Origin of the sequence: Ectopseudomonas alcaliphila (assembly GCF_900101755.1) — a bacterium.
GTDB lineage: Bacteria > Pseudomonadota > Gammaproteobacteria > Pseudomonadales > Pseudomonadaceae > Aquipseudomonas > Aquipseudomonas alcaliphila.
Genome location: NZ_FNAE01000003.1, coordinates 306,187 through 323,323, shown reverse-complemented (window position 1 = coordinate 323,323; position 17,137 = coordinate 306,187). Strand labels below are relative to the sequence as shown.

Genomic DNA, 17,137 nt, shown 5'->3' with positions numbered 1-17,137 from the left:
GCCAAGGAGATCGTCATGCACCCGTTCGACGCCGAGAAGCCGCCGCAACTGGCCGTGTTGCTGGGTTATGCCGGCCTGGTGCCATTCGTTGGCGGTGCGCTGGGCATCTGGGTGATTCCCATGGGCTGGCGGCCTTTCGTGCTGGCTGCGTTGTTGGATTTCGCGGCGGTGATCCTGGCCTTCATGGGCGCCATTCACTGGGGCCTGGCGATGCGTGCGGAGGAAACCGACGAGAAGGCCAAGTTGCAACTGGGGCTTTCGGTGATCCCGCCCTTGCTGGGTTGGGCCGCGCTGGCTGGCGGACTGCCGATGGGCCTGTCGCTACCGATTTTCCTGTTTGCCTTTATCGGCCTCTATCTGGCAGACATGCACGCGGTACGCGTAGGACTGGCACCGCAATGGTATCCGGCACTGCGTACGCCATTGACGCTGGTGGTGTGCCTGAGCCTGTTAGTGGCCTGGGCCAGCGTACTGATCCGCTGAGCCGAGCAGCGTTGCGACCTGCTTCAGCGCCGCCTGGCGCCGCTCGTCCCAGCCTCCTGACAGTTCGCAGAAACGCTGCTCGTTACCCTGCAGCCAATCCCGGCAGGCCTGATGAAAAGCCTCGCGTTCTGCCAACTGTGGCTGGCAACGCTGGCCATCTTCGATCCAGGGCACGCCGGCGGGGTCGAGCAACAGGTGCTGGTCGTAGTGACGTGCCAGCAACTCGGCCTCCAGCCACTGCGGACAATCGCCAAACAGGCATTGGCTCCAGAGCATGTTGCTCAGCAGGTGGGTGTCGAGAATCAGCAGTGGCGGCCTGACTGCCCGCGCAGCATCCTCCCAGGCCAGTTGCCCGCGAGCGATCTCGGCGATGTCGGCGTAGCAGGTATCGCGCTGCTGCTCATCGATGAAGTGGCGCACGTACTCACCCACTACCACGCCGCCGAAGCGCGCCTGTATTTGCGCCGCCAGCCAGCTTTTGCCGCTGGACTCCGGCCCGGTCAGCACCAGTACTTTCATGGCGCGCACTGCAACGCCGGGTCGCGGCGCCAGCTCAGCCAGCCGCTGACGGCCAATGCGGTGAAGGCGGCGTAGAGACCAGCAGTGAGATACAGCTCGCTATACAGGAAGAAGGCCACATAGCAGAGGTCTACCACCACCCAAAGTGCCCAGCATTGCAGGCGCTTCTGCGCCATCCACAGCTGCGCGACCAGGCTGAATGCAGTCAACGCCGAATCCAGCCAGGGCGAACTGGCGTCGGTGTAGGTGGCCATCAGATAGCCGAGCAGCCAGGCACCGATCACGCCGCTCAGCAGGCCTGCGGCAACCGCAGCGATGCCCAGGCGACTGACCTTGCGTCCATCGTGACGTTCGCCGCCGCGGGTCCACTGCCACCAGCCGTAGAGTTGCAGCGCGGCGAACAACAGCTGCAGAAGCAGGTTGGAATACAGCCGCCAGTCATAGAACAGCCAGGCATAGAGCAACACCATGATCAGGCCGATGGGCCAGCACCAGGGGTTCTGCCTGACCGTCAGGCATACCGCGACGATGCCGAGCCCGGCAGCAACGAGTTCGAGCCAGGACATCCGGCGTCCTCAAATCAGGAAAGGGTGGCGATTGTACTGATGCCGGCGGTTCAGCACACCAGGCTGTCGGCTTGTCGATAGAGCATCAGCAGCTTGCGGGTGATGGTTTGCTGGATGTCGTCGCGCTCGAAGCTCGACAATCGCTCCAGGCGTGCCAGTTGCAGGCGATGCAGATGGATATAGGGCATCTGCTGGTCGAACTCGCGCAGGTCGCCCTTCATCAGCACCGGCAGGAACAGATCACCGATTTTCTTCTGGTTACTGATGATCTGCGCCAGTGCCGGTTTGAAGGGCATGGTCTTGGGCGCCGGCCCGCCGTCCTTGATCTGGGTGCTGAGCAGGAGCCCCGGTTTGCCCAGAACCTTGCCCGGCAACACGCACAGGCCCGTCTTGCGGATGGCCTGTCTGTCGATGCCGTGCAGGGTGTCGTGGAAGGCGTAAGGATTGGGCAGCACCACCATCTTGCGGCCAAGATCGGTGGGGAAGTGCAGGCTGTAGTTGGTGTACAGCTGCCCCACCGATTCGGAATAGACGCACAGGCGATTCTCGAACAGCTTGATGAAACGCTCGGCCAGCTCGCGGCGGGCCATGCTGTCCAGGTCCCAGATCAGGTCCTGGTTCTGTGGCCGACTGAAATCGACCTCCTGATGTTGCATGCTGCTCATGCTCGACTCATACGCGGAATTGCCCAAGCAGACGATTGAGCTGGTCGGCCAGCTGTTTCAGGTGCTGGCTGGCCGCGCTCGACTGTTCGGCAGCCTCGGCGGTGTTGTGCGCCAGTGCTGCCGTCTGCGTGACGTTCTGATTGATGTCTTCCACCACGTGGGATTGTTGCAGGGTGGCACTGGCGATCGAGGCATTGAGCCCGGTCAGGTTGCGTAGCGATTGGGCGATCTGGGCGAGGCTCTCACCGGCCTGGCTGGCCTGTTCCACGGTCAGCTGGGACGCGCGGCTGCTTTCGTTGATCACCTTGACGGCTGCTTCGGAGTTGCCTTGCAGGCGCTCGATCATACCCTGAATTTCCGCGGTGGACTGCTGGGTACGTTGCGCCAGAAGCCTCACTTCGTCCGCAACCACGGCGAAACCGCGGCCCTGCTCACCGGCGCGGGCAGCCTCGATGGCGGCGTTGAGGGCGAGCAGGTTGGTTTGCTCGGCGATGGAGCGGATCACCTCCAGTACGCTGCCGATCTGCGTGCTCTCGCTGGCCAGTGATTGAATCACCTCTACGGCCTTGTCGATGGTGCCCGACAACTGATCGATCTGACGCAGGCTCGCCTCGATGTTCTGCTGGCCCTGGCTGGCCTGCTCCTCGGCGGTGTGCATCTCGCTGGAGGCGTGCTCGGCGTTCTTCGCCACGTCCTGTACGCCGTAGGTCACCTCGTTGACAGCGGTCGCCACCAGCTCCATCTGCTGCGCCTGTTGCTGGCTGTGGCGTTGCGCCTCGCTGGAGATGTCGCCAAGCGAGCGGGCGGCCTGATCGAGCGAGCCTGCCGAATCGAGCATCTGCCGGATCACATGGCGCAGCTTTTCGGTAAAGGCATTGAAATAGGTCGCCAGCGCAGTCAGTTCGTCCCGCCCGTGGCTGTCGAGGTTGCGGGTCAGGTCGCCTTCACCACTGGAAATGCTGGCCATGGCGTCCACTGCTGCCTGTAACGGCTGCACGATGCTGCGCGTAATCAGCACCACCAGGCCAGTCAGGAGCAGGGCGATCAACAAACCGATGCCCATGGCTTTGATCGCCTGGGCCCTGAACTCCGCCTGCACGTCATCGACATAGACGCCGGAGCCGATGATCCAGCCCCAGGGCTGGAACAGTTCGACATAGGAGATTTTCGGTACCGGGTCGGTGGCGCCGGGTTTCGGCCAGCGATAGTCGACCTGGCCGGCCCCCTGGCTGCGGGTAATGGCGACCATCTCGTTGAACAACGCCTTGCCGTCCGGATCCTTGAAGCCGGAAAGGTTCTGGCCCTCGAGCTTGGCATTCATCGGATGCATGAGCATGGCCGGCGTCTGATCGTTGATCCAGAAGTACTCCTGGCCGTCGTAGCGCAAACCGCGCACCACTTCCATGGCCTGCTTCTGTGCTTGCTCGCGGCTCAGGCTGCCGGCACTTTCCAGGCCATGGAAATGTTTGAGAATACTGGCGGCGCTCTGCACCACATGCTCGGTCTTTTCCGACTTGCCGGCATAAAGATCGATGTGGAGCTGGCGCAGCATGTAGGCGCCCTGCAAGATCAGCGTCAAAATGGCCAGCGCCAAGATCAGCCATAGACGGCGGCTGATAGGAAGACTACGTAAGCTGTTCATGGACGAATTCCTGACTGTTGTAATTGTCGGCTTCAGGGCCACCTCGAAGGGGGCGAGGCAATACTGTCATATCAAGGCATTATTCACTCTATTTGTCTGATAGCATTTCGGCCGCCCGGCGCAGAACCTGAATGAGCACCGGGCTAGACCGTTGCAAGGAACCTCCATGACGGTTTCGTGTCCCAGGGCCGGGGCCATGCTCCACGTTCTGAGTTTTACGCGTAGGTAGTTGCCGCGCTTTGGGGGATTTGATGGATTTCTGGGTGGCCTTTCAGGCCCTGATTCTGGGCGTAGTGGAAGGCCTGACCGAGTTCTTGCCGATTTCCAGTACCGGGCACCTGATCGTGGTCGGTGACCTGCTGGGCTTCAATGGCGAAACGGCGACGGCGTTCAAGATCATCATCCAGCTCGGCGCCATTCTGGCCGTGATCTGGGAGTTTCGAGCGAAAGTGCTTGGGGTCGTCGTTGGCCTGCCCAATGACCCGAACGCGCAGCGTTTCACCTTCAACCTGCTGTTGGCGTTCATTCCGGCAGTGATCTTCGGCCTGACCTTCGCCGATCTGATCGAACACTGGCTGTTCAACCCGATCACTGTCGCCATGGCGTTGATCATCGGCGGCATCATCATGCTCTGGGCGGAGAAGCGCGAACACGCGATCAAGGCCGAAACGGTCGATGACATGACTTGGAAACTGGCATTGAAGGTTGGCTTCGCGCAATGTCTGGCGCTGATTCCAGGCACATCCCGTTCGGGCGCTACCATCATCGGCGGTCTGGTGTTTGGCTTGTCGCGCAAGGCCGCGACCGAGTTCTCCTTCTTCCTGGCCATGCCAACCATGGTCGCAGCCACTGTCTATTCGCTGATCAAGTACCGCGACATTCTGCAGATGAGCGACTTGCCGATCTTCGCCATCGGCTTCGTCAGCACCTTCATCGTCGCGATGATCACCGTACGCGCCTTGCTCAAGTTCATTACCAGCCACAGTTATGCCGTGTTCGCCTGGTACCGCATCGCCTTCGGCCTGGTGATTCTCGCCACCTGGCAGTTGCACCTGATCGACTGGAGCACGGCGCAGCCGTGATCGGTAACGAGCGCAAGGGGCGCCTGAAAAGCTGGGACGACGCCAAGGGTTTTGGTTTCGTCCAGCCGCTAAGCGGCGGTGCTGAAGTCTTCGCGCACATATCGGTGATGCGCGGTGATCGCCGTCCGCAGCCTGGTGAAGAGGTGTTGTTCATCGAGGGGCGTGACGAGCGAGGACGGCCGCGTGCCGAACATCTGCGATTGGCGGGCGAGCTGAGCCTTGATCGCCAGGCGATTCGGCGTAAACCGAAAAGCCCCGGCAAAGCCGCTCCTGGGCTGCGAAAGCATGCTGCCAGCGCCGTGCCCAAGGCAGCGGTGCAGGGCTCTATCCGAAATTTCTCCAGCAAGGCGGTGATTCTTGCTCTGCTATGCGCCTTGCCCTTGCTCGGCGCGCTGCAGTTGTTCGGTAGGCGTTTCTGGTGGGTGTTGCCGCTTTATCTGCTGGCCAGCCTGCTGAGTTTTCTGCAGTACTGGCTGGATAAACGCAGCGCTCAGAGCGGTGGCCGCCGCACGGCGGAAAACACGCTGCATCTGGTAGAACTGGCCGGCGGCTGGCCAGGTGCACTGATCGCTCAGCAGACATTCCGGCACAAGACGCGCAAGGCGTCCTATCAAGCCGTTTTCTGGCTGATCGTCGCGGTTCATCAGCTGTTCTGGATCGATCTGCTGTTGCTCGACGGCACCTACATCGCCCGCCACATACCCTTATTCGTCCAGTAGCAGGCCCGGTTGCAGGCGCTTGGGCAGGCGGCGTACCACCAGATGATGCGAGCGCGTCAGCAGTTGGCGCAGCTCATCGTCGCCCAGCGGCGGCCGCTGGGCGTTCATGCTGATCCAGTGGGCGCGAGCCAGATACGGGGCAGGGCGGATGCCAGGTCGGTCGACATGACCGAGAAACAGGTCGTGATCGACCTTGAAGGCCAGATCCTCGCCAAGAAAATCGAGAATGGCGAACATCTTGTTACCGGCCACCGAAAACACCCGGTTGCTACCCCATTTGAAGTCTTCACGGGCACCGGGCAGGCTGAGGCAGAAGCTGGCTATCTGATCGGGCGTCATTGGCATGTCCGTCAATGGTCGAAACGGCAGTCTATCGGCTGGGGCAGTCCGTGCGTAGTCGATCAAGTCGGCATTGCCTGCAGGCGCAAGGGCTGATGATCCTCGATCTGGCGTTGCTGAACGGCTGATGCAGTTTCCAGCAGCGATTGGTGCTCAGCTGTTGGCCTGGATAAAAAAGCCCCGAAGCACTGGCTCCGGGGCTGAGGAGGGTCGGCATGGCGCCGACCGGGGGAGAGTGGGTTAGGCCTGCGGCTGCCAACCGCCGCCGAGCGCCTTGTAGATCGCGACGATGCCGCTGTACAGCTCGACCTCGGCCGAGGCCTGGGCATCTTCGGCGGCCAGACGCTCACGTTCGGCATCGAGCAGCACGAGGAAATCCACCGTCCCTTCGCGATAGCGAATCGCTGCCTGATCCGCCGCTGCACGGCTGGCTTCTGCCTGGCGCACCAGGGAAACCAGACGCTGCTGGCGTTTGGCGTAATCGCTGAAGGCGTTTTCCGATTCTTCCAGGGCCAGCAACACCTGCTGTTCATACTGCGACAGCGCACCATCGGCCTCGGCCTCGGCGCCGCGCAGACGTGCTCGAACGCTACCGAGATCGAAGGCCGCCCAGCTGATGCTCGGCGCTACGCCCCAGGCGCGGGCAGCTGACGAACCCAGTTGTGAGCCACGCCCAGCGGTAAAGCCGAGAAAGCCGGTGAGGCTGACGCGTGGGAACAGATCCGCCGTTGCCACGCCAACGTCCGCCGTGGCTGCCGCCAGCTGGCGCTCGGCCGCCTGGATATCCGGGCGACGACGCAGCAGTTCGGCCGGATTGCCAATGGGCAGGGCCTTGGCGATCACCGGCAGCGGTTTGGGCGCCAGGTCGACCTGCAGCTGTTCCGGGCGCTGGCCGAGCAGGGTGGCGATGCGATTCTGTGCCCGCACCTGTTGCGCCTGCAGTTGCGGCAGGCTGGCTTCGGTGGCGGCCAAACGGGCATCGGCACGCAGGACGTCCAGTTCGTTGCCGACGCCGGCGTCACGCAGTTGCTCGGTGATGGAGCGCGAATCCTGCTGATTCTTCAGGTTCTCGCGGGCGATGTTTTCGCGCAGCTGTGCGCCACGCAGGGTGCCGTAGGCATCGACCAGTTCGGCGATCAGACTGACCTGCAACTGATAGTAGTCAGCCTCGGCCACTTCGATGCGTGCTTCGCTGGCTTCCAGTTGACGCTGGATGCGGCCGAACAGATCCAGTTCCCAGGCCATGTCCAGCCCCAGGTCGTAGCGTTCCTGACGGATGCGCTCATCTGTAGTCGGAGGCTGCTGAGCCTTGCCGAACTCGCCACTGGCACGGCTGGTGACGGTAGGGAAGCGGTCGTTGGCCACGTCATCGCGGATCGATCGCGCTGCACGCAGGCGGCTGAAGGCCACGCGCAGCTCGCGGTTGTCCTGCAGCGAACGCTGCACCAGCAGGTTCAGCGTCGGGTCGTCGAATTGCTGCCACCAGGCGGCTTCGAAACGGCTACGGTCGTAATCGGCCGCCTCCAGCGCTGTGGAGCGCGCTGGTTCGGTGACCGGTGCCCGATAGTCCGGGCCGACGGCGCAGGCCGACAGCGCCAGGGTCAGGAGAGCGGGGGCGAAGGCTTTCATGCATGCGACTCCTGCAGGCGGGCGGCTTTGCGGGCTTCGCGTTTTTCGACGAAGCCGCGGATCAGTACATAGAACACCGGCGTCAGCAGCAGCCCGAAGAAGGTCACGCCGATCATCCCGGAGAACACTGCCACACCCATGGCATGGCGCATCTCGGCGCCTGCACCGCTGGACAGCACCAGCGGTACCACTGCCATGATGAAGGCGATGGAGGTCATCAGAATCGGGCGCAGACGCAGGCGGCAGGCCTCAAGCACAGCCGCGACGCGGTCGAGCCCCTCTTCCTGTTTCTCCTTGGCGAACTCAATGATCAGAATGGCGTTCTTGCAAGCCAGGCCCACCAGTACGATCAAGCCGATCTGAGTGAAGATGTTGTTGTCGATACCCGCGATGATCACCCCGACGATGGCGGTGAAGAGCACGATCGGTACGATCAGGATCACCGCCATTGGCAGGCTCCAGCTTTCGTACTGGGCAGCCAGCACGAGGAAGGCCAGCAATACGCAGAGCGGGAAGATGAAGATCGCAGTGTTGCCGGCGAGGATCTGCTGGTAGGTCAGATCGGTCCACTCGAAGGTCATGCCAATTGGCAGTTCCTCGTTCAGCAGTTTGGCGATGGCTGCCTCAGCCTGGCCCGAGCTGTAACCCGGCGCGGCGGCACCGTTGATCTCGGCGGTGAGGAAGCCGTTGTAATGCATCACCCGATCAGGGCCGGCACTGTCATTGACCTTGACGAAGGTCGACAGCGGCACCATTTCCCCACGGTTGTTGCGCACCTTGAGCTGACCGATCTGCTCCGGCTCCAGACGGAATTGCTGGTCGGCCTGGACGTTGACCTGGTAGGTGCGGCCGAAACGGTTGAAATCGTTGGCATACAGCGAGCCCAGGTACACCTGCAGGGTGTCGAAGATGTCGTTGATGGCCACGCCATGGGTCTTGGCCTTTTCGCGGTCGATGGCGGCATCGACCTGCGGCACGTTGACCTGGTAGCTGGTGAACACCGACATCGGGTTCAGCTCCGGCAACTGACGGGCCTTGTTGAGGATGTTTTGGGTCTGCGTGTACAGCTCTTCATAACCCAGGTTGCCACGATCCTGAACCTGCAGGCGGAAGCCGCCAATGGTGCCCAGCCCCTGTACTGGTGGTGGCGGGAAGATGGCGAGGTAGGCCTCCTGAATCTCACCAAACTGGCCGTTGAGCTCGGCGGCAATGGCGCCGGCCGACATGCTTTCATCTTTGCGCAGGTCGAAGTCCTTGAGCGCGACGAAAACGATGCCGCTGTTGGGGCTGTTGGTGAAGCCATTGATCGACAGGCCGGGAAAGGCGATGGTGTTTTCCACGCCCGGATGTTTACCGGCAATGTCGCTCATGTGCTTGATCACCGCTTCGGTGCGATCGAGCGTCGCGGCATCCGGCAACTGGGCGAAGGCCACCAGGTACTGCTTGTCCTGCTGTGGCACGAAACCGGTCGGGGTGCTGGAGAAGCCCAGGTAGCCGAGCACCAGTAGACCGCCGTAGATCAGCATGGCGATGCTGCTACCACGCAGCACGCGACGCACGGTGCCGACGTAGCGGTTGCTGGCGCGCTCGAACATACGGTTGAACGGGCCGAACAGCCAGCCACCGAACAGTTTGTCGAGCCCGCGCGAGAAGGCATCTTTCGGTGCGTTATGGTCCTTGAGCAGGATGGCCGCGAGTGCTGGCGACAGGGTCAGCGAGTTGATTGCCGAGATCACCGTGGAAATGGCGATGGTCAGTGCGAACTGCTGATAGAACTGACCCGAGAGGCCCGAGATGAAAGCGGTTGGGATGAACACGGCGCACAGCACCAGAGCGGTGGCGACGATGGGGCCGGTCACCTCCTTCATGGCCTGGCGGGTGGCCTCGACCGGGGATTTGCCCAGAGCGATGTTGCGCTCGACGTTCTCCACCACGACGATGGCGTCGTCCACCACGATACCGATGGCCAGCACCAGGCCGAACAGCGACAGCGCGTTGAGCGAGAAACCGAACATGTGCATGACCGCGAAGGTGCCGATCAAGGACACCGGCACGGCAGCCAGCGGGATGATCGAGGCGCGCCAGGTCTGCAGGAACAGGACGACCACCAGCACCACCAGCACCACGGCTTCGAGCAGGGTGTGCACCACCGCCTCGATGGAGCCGCGGACGAAGATGGTCGGGTCATAGACGACTTCGTAGTCCATGCCTTGCGGGAAGCTCTGCTTCAGCTCGGCCATGCGCTCGCGCACCGAGTCGGAAAGCGCGATGGCGTTGGAGCCCGGGCGCTGGAATATCGGAATGGCCACGGCCGGCTGATTGTTCAAAAGCGAGCGCAGGGCGTACTGGTTGGAGCCCAGCTCGATGCGGGCAATATCGCGCAGGCGGGTGATCTCGCCGTTGTCACCGACGCGGATGATGATGTTCTCGAACTCTTCCTCGGTGACCAGGCGGCCCTGGGCGTTGATCGACAGCTGGAAGCTGTTGCCGGCGTCGGAGGGCGGCGCGCCGAGGGCACCGGCGGCGACCTGGCGGTTCTGTTCGCGAATGGCGGTGACCACGTCGGTGGCGGTGAGCCCGCGCGAGGCCACCTTGTTCGGGTCGAGCCACACGCGCAGCGAGTAGTTGCCCATGCCGAACAGCTGCACATCGCCCACGCCGTCCAGGCGCGCCAGCTCGTCCTTGACGTTGAGCGCGGCGTAGTTGGACAGATAGAGCATGTCGTAGCGCTGATCCGGCGAGGTCAGGTGCACCACCATGGTCAGGTCCGGAGAGGCCTTGTCCACGGTCACGCCGAGACGCTGCACCTCGGTGGGCAGGGTCGGCATGGTGCGGGTGACGCGGTTCTGCACCTGCACCTGGGCGTTGTCCAGGTCGGTGCCGAGGGCGAAGGTCACGGTCAGCGTCAGGCGGCCGTCGATGGTCGATTGCGACGACATGTAGAGCATGCCCTCGACGCCGACGATGGCCTGTTCCAGCGGCGAGGCGACGGTTTCACCGATCACCTTGGGGTTGGCACCGGGAAAATCGGCACGCACCACGACGGTGGGTGGCACCACTTCCGGGTATTCGCTGATCGGTAGCTGGAACAGCGAGATGGCGCCGCCGATCAGGATCAGCAGCGACAGCACCGCGGCGAAGATCGGCCGCTGGATGAAGAATTGCGAGAAATTCATGGGTCTTTCCTCTGAGCGCGGTCTGGATCAGCCGCGCGGCGAGCGAGCTTCGATTTTTTCGGCGGCGATACGCGGGGCCTGGCTACCATCGACGGCCTGGCGCATACGGGCCAGTTGTTCGAGGGTGCTGTCATCGGCCATGGACACCGGTTGCGGATCGACGGTGGAGCCGGGCATGGCGCGTTGCAGACCGTTGACGACGATCTTCTCGCCCTTGCTCAGGCCGCTACGGACGATGCGCAGGCCTTCGAGTTTCGGTCCCAGCTCGATGGAGCGATAGGCCACGGCATTGTCGTCACCCAGCACCAGCACGTACTTCTTGCCCAGGTCGGTGCCGACTGCTTCGTCTTTGATCAAGGTGGCGGCGTAGGGCTTGCTGCCCACCAGTTTCAGGCGGGCATACAGACCCGGGGTAAAGCGACCATCCTGGTTGTCGAACACGGCGCGGCCACGGATGGTGCCGGTGCGCGGGTTGACCTGGTTGTCGAGAAAGTCCAGCTGGCCCAGGTGCGGGTGGTCGGTTTCATCGGACAGGCCGAGGTACACCGGACTGGCCCCACGGGCGTCGGCGCCGGACTGGCGGGCCAGCTCGACATACTTGAGGAAGGCGCGCTCATCGGCATCGAAGTAGGCGTAGACCTTGTCGGTGGAGACCACCGAGGTCAGCAGGCTTTCGCCGGCACCGACCAGGTTGCCTTCGGTGATTTCGGCGCGGCTGACGCGACCGTCGATGGGCGCAGTGATGCGGGTGAAACTGAGGTTGAGGCGGGCGTTTTCCAGCTCGGCGGCGATTGCCGCGACCTGAGCCTGAGCTTCGGTGGCGGCGCTGGCGCGAGCATCGGCCAGTTCGGCGGAGATGGCATTGCTCTGACGCAGGCGCTCGCCACGACGCGCTTCGTTGGCGGCACGGGCCTGACCGGCGCGGGCCTGTTGCAGCTGGGCTTCGAGGCGTTTGACTTCAGCCTGGAACGGACGCGGGTCGATCTGGAACAGCAGATCGCCTTTCTTCACCAGAGTGCCTTCGTCGAAGGCGACCTTGTCGATGTAACCGGAAACGCGCGGGCGGATTTCGACGGATTGCGGCGCTTCGAGACGGCCGGTGAACTCGTCCCACTCGTTGATCGGCTGTTCGATGACTTCGGCGACGCTGACCTTGGGCGCGGGCATTTGCGCCTGAGTCTGCGCAGCCTGATCGCAACCGCTGAGGGCGAGGGCGCCGGCGAGGGCCAGGGGGAATATCCAGATGTTCTTGTGCTGCTGTTCCATGGGTGACTCCGCCAGTCGGATTTGTGGATTGGCGGAGTCTGCGACGAGTCTTGGGAGGCTACGAATCGAATGCCATGAATTTGAATATCAGCGGGAATGATAAAAGACGCACTTATATCGATTTCGATCTATGAAGGTGCGTCAAGGTTCCTGGCAGCACTTGGATGGTGCGTTTCCAGCTATTTCTCAGAGACTGTCCGGGTCGCCGCAGAACATCTGGATGCGCGAGCGCAGCCAGCGCTCGGCCGGATCATTGTCCTGAGCGCCACGCCAGGCCATATGCAGTTCGTAGGTCTGCGCCTCCAGCGGCAGATCCTCGGCGCGCAGGCCGCCGGCCGCGGTCAAGGCGGCTGCGGTGTAATCCGGCACGCTGGCGACGATATCGGTTTCCGACAGCAGGGTCGCCAGACCGTTGAACTGCGGCACGGCCAGTACGATGTGGCGCTCGCGTCCAAGCTTGGCCAGTTCGTCATCGATGAAGCCGGTGAGGTCTCCGGCGAAGGACACCAGTGCATGGGGACGCGCGCAGAAATCGTCAAGACTGAGCGCGCCAGGTACGGTGTCGGCGCGCAGCAGCTTGGCCTTGGTGCGACGCAGCACCTTGCGCTTGGCGTTGGCAGGCAGTTCTTCGGTGTAGGCCACACCCACCGAAATCTCACCAGATGCCAGCAGGCCGGGCATCATCAGGTAGTTGGTGCGGCGGATCACCAGCACCACGCCCGGCGCTTCGGCACGCAGGCGACGGAGCATAGCTGGCAGCAGGGCGAACTCGACGTCGTCGGAGAGGCCGATGCGAAATATCGCCTTGCTGGTAGCCGGATCGAAGTCGGCAGCGCGGCTGACGGCGGTGGAGATCGAGTCCAGCGCCGGCGAGAGCAAGGTGAAAATCTCCTGCGCGCGAGGTGTCGGCTCCATGCTGCGACCGGTACGCACGAACAGCGGGTCGTCGAACAGGGTACGCAGGCGAGCGAGCGCCGCACTGATGGCGGGCTGGCCGAGAAACAGCTTCTCTGCGGCCCTGGTCACACTGCGTTCGTGCATCAAGGTCTCGAAGACAATCAGCAGGTTCAGATCGAGGCGACGCAGGTCGTTGCGGTTCATCCGGGTACCATTCGAGGGATACGGGCCTTGTCAGCACGGCGCTGCAAATGAGAGCCTTTGCCCGGGCAATAGTACGGGCAGTGTGCGGCGGATTGAAAGCTGCTGAATCACTGACAGGCATGAAGACTATCGATAGAGTCTGATAGTGTCGCCGCCGCACAGCGGATAGAGTCCACAGTCATTGAAGTGTTAATCCGCGATCAAGCTCGAGGTAAGCGATGTCCCGCATGATCCGTTTTCATAAGTTCGGCGATGCCGATGTGCTCCAGTACGAAGAGGTTCCGACGCCTGTGCCCGGCCCTGGCGAAGTCTTGGTGCGCGTTCAGGCCGTCGGCCTGGGCTGGAAAGACGTGCTGTGGCGTCAGAACCTGGCGGCCGAACAGGCCAAGCTTCCGGCTGGCACCGGTTTCGAACTGGCCGGCACTGTGGCCGTGCTGGGTGATGGCGTGAGCGACTTCGAGGTCGGCACCGCCGTTGCCGGTTTCCCGGCGGGCACGCCGAACCGTTACCCGACCTGGGGCGATCTGGTGCTGATGCCCAGCCACGCCCTGACCCGTTATCCCGAAGTGCTCAGCCCGGTCGAGGCCAGCGTTCATTACACCAGCCTGCTGTTCGGCTACCTGGCGCTGAACGATCTCGCGCACCTGAAGCCCGGCCAGCACGTGCTGATCACCGAAGCCAGCCATTGCATGGCGCCGCAGACCGTGCAGCTGGCCAAAGCGCTGGGTGCCAAGGTCATCGTTTCCACCAGTTCGGCGGATGATCGCGAGTTCCTGCGCGGCCTGGGTGCCGACAAGGTGATTGCGACCGAGGAACAGGACCTGGTCCTGGAAGTCGAGCGTTACACCGAAGGCAAGGGCGTCGAGGTGATTCTCGACCAGTGTGCCGGCCCGCAGATGAAGCTGCTGGGTGACATCGCCGCACCGCGCGGCAAGCTGATCCTGTACGGCATCAATGGCGGTAACGACACGGCATTCCCGGCTTGCGCAGCCTTCAAGAAGCACCTGCAGTTCTTCCGCCACTGCGTGCTGGATTTCACCGGTTGCCCCGAGCTGGGCATCGAGCCGAACAATGATGCTGTGCAACGCGCGCTCACGCACATCAACCAGATGACTGCGGACCGCCTGCTGACGCCGGTGATCGACAAGGTGTTCGACTTCGAAGATTTCGTCGAGGCGCATCGTTACATGGAAACCTGTCCGAACCGTGGGCGAGTGGCCCTGAAACTGGCTGCGGATTAAAGTCCGTGGCCTTGCGGTCGCTATAAATCGTAGGTGTAAGTTCTTTCTAAGGATAGGTTCATGAGTCTGGTTACCGGCGACGCGCTATCGCTGTTGTTGTTTCGTTTGCATAGCGGCCGCCTGCTGGGGATCAACCTGCTCAAGGTCAACGAGATCATTCCCTGTCCAGCCTTGACCAAGCTGCCCAGTCGTCACCCCAATGTGCGCGGCATCGCGACCTTGCGCGGCGCCGCGATGACGGTGATCGACCTGGCGCGCGCCATCGGTGAGCGCGGTGCGGCTGACGAAGACGACGGTTGCCTGATCGTCACCGAGGTGAGCCGCTCGCGTCAGGGCCTGCACGTGAAAAGTGTCGAGCGTATCGTACAGTGCTCCACCCGCGACGTGCGCCCGCCACCCGCTGGATCCGGTAATCGAGCCTTCATCACTGGCGTGACCCAGATCGATGGCGCCATCGTGCAGATTCTCGATATCGAGAAGGTGCTACACGACATCGCGCCTGCGCTGGAGGAAGCACCCGTCGGACAACTGCTCGACGGCCAGGATGCTCGCCTGCTGCAAGGTCGCCGCGTGTTGCTGGTGGACGACTCGCAAGTCGCGCTGCAACAGACCCTTAACGTGCTGCGCCAACTGGGGCTCGATTGCACGGCAGTGCGCAGTGCCCAGGCTGCTCTGCAGCAACTGCACGAATACCATCAGGCCGGCATGCCATTCGAGCTTCTGGTCTCGGACATCGAGATGCCTGAGCTGGATGGCTACAGCCTGGTTCAGGAAATCCGTCGCAGTCCCGATATTGCCGACACCTACGTGCTGCTGCACACCTCGCTGGACAGCACCATGAATACCGAGAAGGCGCGTTCGGTCGGTGCCAATGCGGTACTGACCAAGTTCTCCTCGGTCGATCTCAGCCAGGCACTGCTCGAGGCCTTCCGGCAAATGAGCGGGCAGCACTGAGCCCCCCTGCAACCCCTTGCCACCAGCGGCAAGGGATTGCCTCGCCATCCTCCTGGTCGATTTTAAAACTCAATATTTTCAATTAGTTAAGTGCGCCTCGTGAGCTGGCATGCGCTTTGAATCAGTGCGCCTGGCAATTGCAACTCAGTCAAGGAGCACGGCATGAGCACGATTGGAGGCATTGGCAGTTACGCTGGAATATCCCTGACGGGATTTCGCAACAAGCAGAGTGAAGAGCAGGGTGAGCTGGCCCAGGTGGCGCGCAATGTCGAGAAGACCACGCGCACGGCAAACGCCGAGTCCGAACGCGAGTTCCGCGCCAGGCAGGCCACGGAGGAGGGCTTTGCTCGCTTGCGTGTCGCCCTGCAGAACGCGTCAGACGGCAAGGTCGAGACATCTGTCAGTTCAGGGCAGGTGGAAAAGCCACTGGGCGACGAGGGCGGTAACGCCGCACTGGAGGCCTTCAAGGCCTACATGGCGATGACGCCGGCCGAAAAGATGCGCGACAGCATCCTCAAGGAAATGGGCATGACCGAAGAGGAGATCGAGGAGCTGCCACCTGAGCAGCAGAAGGCGATCGAAGAAGAAATTGCCCAGCGCATGCAGGAGCGAGCCAAGATGCAGGCCCAGTCAGAAGACGATGGTCATTCTTATGGGTTGATCTGATCGGCGTGCGCCGTGGTTGATGAGCATTTCAGGGTTGGCCCTGTAAAAAACGTGATGCAAGTCACGGATGATTCTCCGTCCTGGTGAGTGGCCGTTGGAATTTTCATGGGTTGAGCTGTCTATCAATCGACGACGGTTCAACCCATGAGTTGCAACCGGTTCAGCTTTCACCAACCTAGAGAATCTTCAATCAGGTCGTTCCTAATATGGATGTTCTTTCCGAGTTCTTCGAGCGCACGAGCCTGCAAGGGCGACTGTTATTCGCCGGCCCGGTAGACGGTACCCTGGTGCTGGATAAGCCCCCTGGCATGGCATTCATCCACGTGATCGAGCGAGGCGCACTGGATATGGTGCATGCCGACAAACCGCGCATCGCGATCAGTGAACCCAGCGTTTTGTTCTGTCCCAGCACGTGCTGCTACAAGCTGCGTGCGCACCAGCCTGGCGGCGTGGATCTGATCTGCGCCTCGTTCCAGTTCGGGCGTTCAGGGCAGCAGCCGTTTCCCTTGGGTCTTCTGGAGACCCTGGTGTTTCCGCTGAGCGCCCTTGAGCAGCTCGGGCCGGTCATCGGTTCGTTGGTCAACGAATTCCGTACACAGGCACCTGGCCGGAGCAAGGCGTTGAACCTGCTGTTCGAATACGTGTTCGTCCTGCTGGTACGCCGCGCAGTGAGCGAAGGGCGTATTACCAGCGGCCTGCTGTACGCGCTGCAGGACAGTCAACTGGGACCTGCCTTGATCTGCATTCATCAGGAACCCCACCAGGCCTGGAGCGTGGAGCGTCTGGCCGAGTTGGCGAACATGTCGCGCACCAAGTTCGCTGCACTGTTCTCCGAGGTCATGAGCATGACGCCCATGGCCTACGTCACCGCCTGGCGCATGAAAGTAGCGCAGGATCTGCTGCGTGAGGGGCGGCCGATCAAGGTGATCGCCGACGCGGTCGGCTACGCATCGCAGGCGTCGTTCTCACGTACCTTTGCTCAGCAGGTCGGGCAACCGCCAGGGGAATGGCTGCGCGACGAAGGCGAGGATCCTCCGTCGAAACTGCAGGTGCAGATTTACCGCGATTGAGCATGGCCAAGCCCAGGGC

16 protein-coding genes are annotated in these 17,137 nt (G+C 62.2%); 7 read left to right on the top strand and 9 right to left on the bottom strand.

Going from position 1 to position 17,137, the window contains the following annotated elements; genetic code table 11:
- Window positions 1-15: 15 nt before the first annotated feature.
- Complete coding sequence (locus BLR77_RS13200) at window positions 16-483, top strand: DUF3429 domain-containing protein (protein ID WP_074678457.1); 468 nt, start codon at window positions 16-18, stop codon at window positions 481-483.
- On the opposite strand, the gene BLR77_RS13195 is transcribed toward BLR77_RS13200, so the two are convergent.
- From BLR77_RS13195 to BLR77_RS13180, 4 genes are read right to left on the bottom strand one after another with little or no spacing between them, the layout of a single operon-like run.
- Complete coding sequence (locus BLR77_RS13195; RefSeq protein WP_074678455.1) at window positions 451-1,002, bottom strand: AAA family ATPase; 552 nt, start codon at window positions 1,000-1,002, stop codon at window positions 451-453. The genes BLR77_RS13200 and BLR77_RS13195 overlap by 33 nt on opposite strands.
- Window positions 999-1,568 (bottom strand): nicotinamide riboside transporter PnuC, encoded by a 570-nt coding sequence (gene pnuC / locus BLR77_RS13190; protein WP_074678453.1) that lies wholly within the window; start codon window positions 1,566-1,568, stop codon window positions 999-1,001. Before pnuC ends, BLR77_RS13195 begins: the two co-directional genes overlap by 4 nt.
- Window positions 1,569-1,618: 50 nt before the next feature.
- On the bottom strand, window positions 1,619-2,233 hold the full coding sequence (locus BLR77_RS13185; RefSeq protein WP_074678451.1) for a hypothetical protein: 615 nt from the start codon (window positions 2,231-2,233) through the stop codon (window positions 1,619-1,621).
- 7 nt (window positions 2,234-2,240) lie between these two features.
- A complete protein-coding gene (locus BLR77_RS13180) occupies window positions 2,241-3,875 on the bottom strand; it encodes a methyl-accepting chemotaxis protein (RefSeq protein ID WP_074678449.1) in 1,635 nt (544 codons plus the stop codon).
- Window positions 3,876-4,126: 251 nt separating this feature from the next.
- Here BLR77_RS13180 and BLR77_RS13175 point away from each other — a divergent pair, with 251 nt between their 5' ends.
- Together BLR77_RS13175 and BLR77_RS13170 are read left to right on the top strand one after the other, a co-directional pair.
- Window positions 4,127-4,957 (top strand): undecaprenyl-diphosphate phosphatase, encoded by an 831-nt coding sequence (locus BLR77_RS13175; RefSeq protein ID WP_074678447.1) that lies wholly within the window; start codon window positions 4,127-4,129, stop codon window positions 4,955-4,957.
- Complete coding sequence (locus tag BLR77_RS13170; RefSeq protein ID WP_074678445.1) at window positions 4,954-5,676, top strand: DUF1294 domain-containing protein; 723 nt, start codon at window positions 4,954-4,956, stop codon at window positions 5,674-5,676. The genes BLR77_RS13175 and BLR77_RS13170 overlap by 4 nt, the downstream gene beginning before the upstream one ends.
- Here BLR77_RS13170 and BLR77_RS13165 read toward each other — a convergent pair.
- The 5 genes from BLR77_RS13165 to BLR77_RS13145 all read right to left on the bottom strand — a co-directional run bounded on the left by BLR77_RS13165 (window position 5,662) and on the right by BLR77_RS13145 (window position 13,187).
- On the bottom strand, window positions 5,662-6,015 hold the full coding sequence (locus BLR77_RS13165) for an MmcQ/YjbR family DNA-binding protein (protein WP_074678443.1): 354 nt from the start codon (window positions 6,013-6,015) through the stop codon (window positions 5,662-5,664). The genes BLR77_RS13170 and BLR77_RS13165 overlap by 15 nt on opposite strands.
- A gap of 240 nt (window positions 6,016-6,255) precedes the next feature.
- Window positions 6,256-7,644, bottom strand: coding sequence for an efflux transporter outer membrane subunit (locus tag BLR77_RS13160; protein ID WP_074678441.1), 1,389 nt, complete (start codon window positions 7,642-7,644; stop codon window positions 6,256-6,258).
- The gene (locus BLR77_RS13155; protein ID WP_074678439.1) at window positions 7,641-10,820 is read right to left on the bottom strand and encodes an efflux RND transporter permease subunit; all 3,180 of its coding nucleotides are present in this window, start codon (window positions 10,818-10,820) and stop codon (window positions 7,641-7,643) included. Before BLR77_RS13155 ends, BLR77_RS13160 begins: the two co-directional genes overlap by 4 nt.
- Before the next feature lie 27 nt (window positions 10,821-10,847).
- A complete protein-coding gene (mexE, locus tag BLR77_RS13150) occupies window positions 10,848-12,086 on the bottom strand; it encodes a multidrug efflux RND transporter periplasmic adaptor subunit MexE (RefSeq protein WP_074678437.1) in 1,239 nt (412 codons plus the stop codon).
- A 186-nt stretch (window positions 12,087-12,272) separates the two neighbouring features.
- Complete coding sequence (locus BLR77_RS13145) at window positions 12,273-13,187, bottom strand: LysR family transcriptional regulator (protein WP_074678435.1); 915 nt, start codon at window positions 13,185-13,187, stop codon at window positions 12,273-12,275.
- Between the two features lie 218 nt (window positions 13,188-13,405).
- On the opposite strand from BLR77_RS13145, the gene BLR77_RS13140 reads away from it, so the two are divergent.
- From BLR77_RS13140 to BLR77_RS13125, 4 genes are all read left to right on the top strand, one after another.
- On the top strand, window positions 13,406-14,428 hold the full coding sequence (locus BLR77_RS13140; RefSeq protein WP_074678433.1) for a zinc-dependent alcohol dehydrogenase family protein: 1,023 nt from the start codon (window positions 13,406-13,408) through the stop codon (window positions 14,426-14,428).
- A gap of 60 nt (window positions 14,429-14,488) precedes the next feature.
- Window positions 14,489-15,382 carry a chemotaxis protein CheV gene (locus tag BLR77_RS13135; RefSeq protein WP_074678431.1) on the top strand — a complete coding sequence of 298 codons (894 nt, stop codon included), beginning with the start codon at window positions 14,489-14,491 and terminating at the stop codon, window positions 15,380-15,382.
- 162 nt (window positions 15,383-15,544) lie between these two features.
- Window positions 15,545-16,048: a hypothetical protein gene (locus tag BLR77_RS13130; RefSeq protein WP_074678429.1), complete on the top strand. Its 504-nt coding sequence runs from the start codon at window positions 15,545-15,547 to the stop codon at window positions 16,046-16,048.
- Between the two features lie 206 nt (window positions 16,049-16,254).
- Window positions 16,255-17,118, top strand: a complete 864-nt coding sequence (locus tag BLR77_RS13125) for a helix-turn-helix transcriptional regulator (protein ID WP_074678427.1) — start codon at window positions 16,255-16,257, stop codon at window positions 17,116-17,118.
- Window positions 17,119-17,137 lie beyond the last annotated feature (19 nt).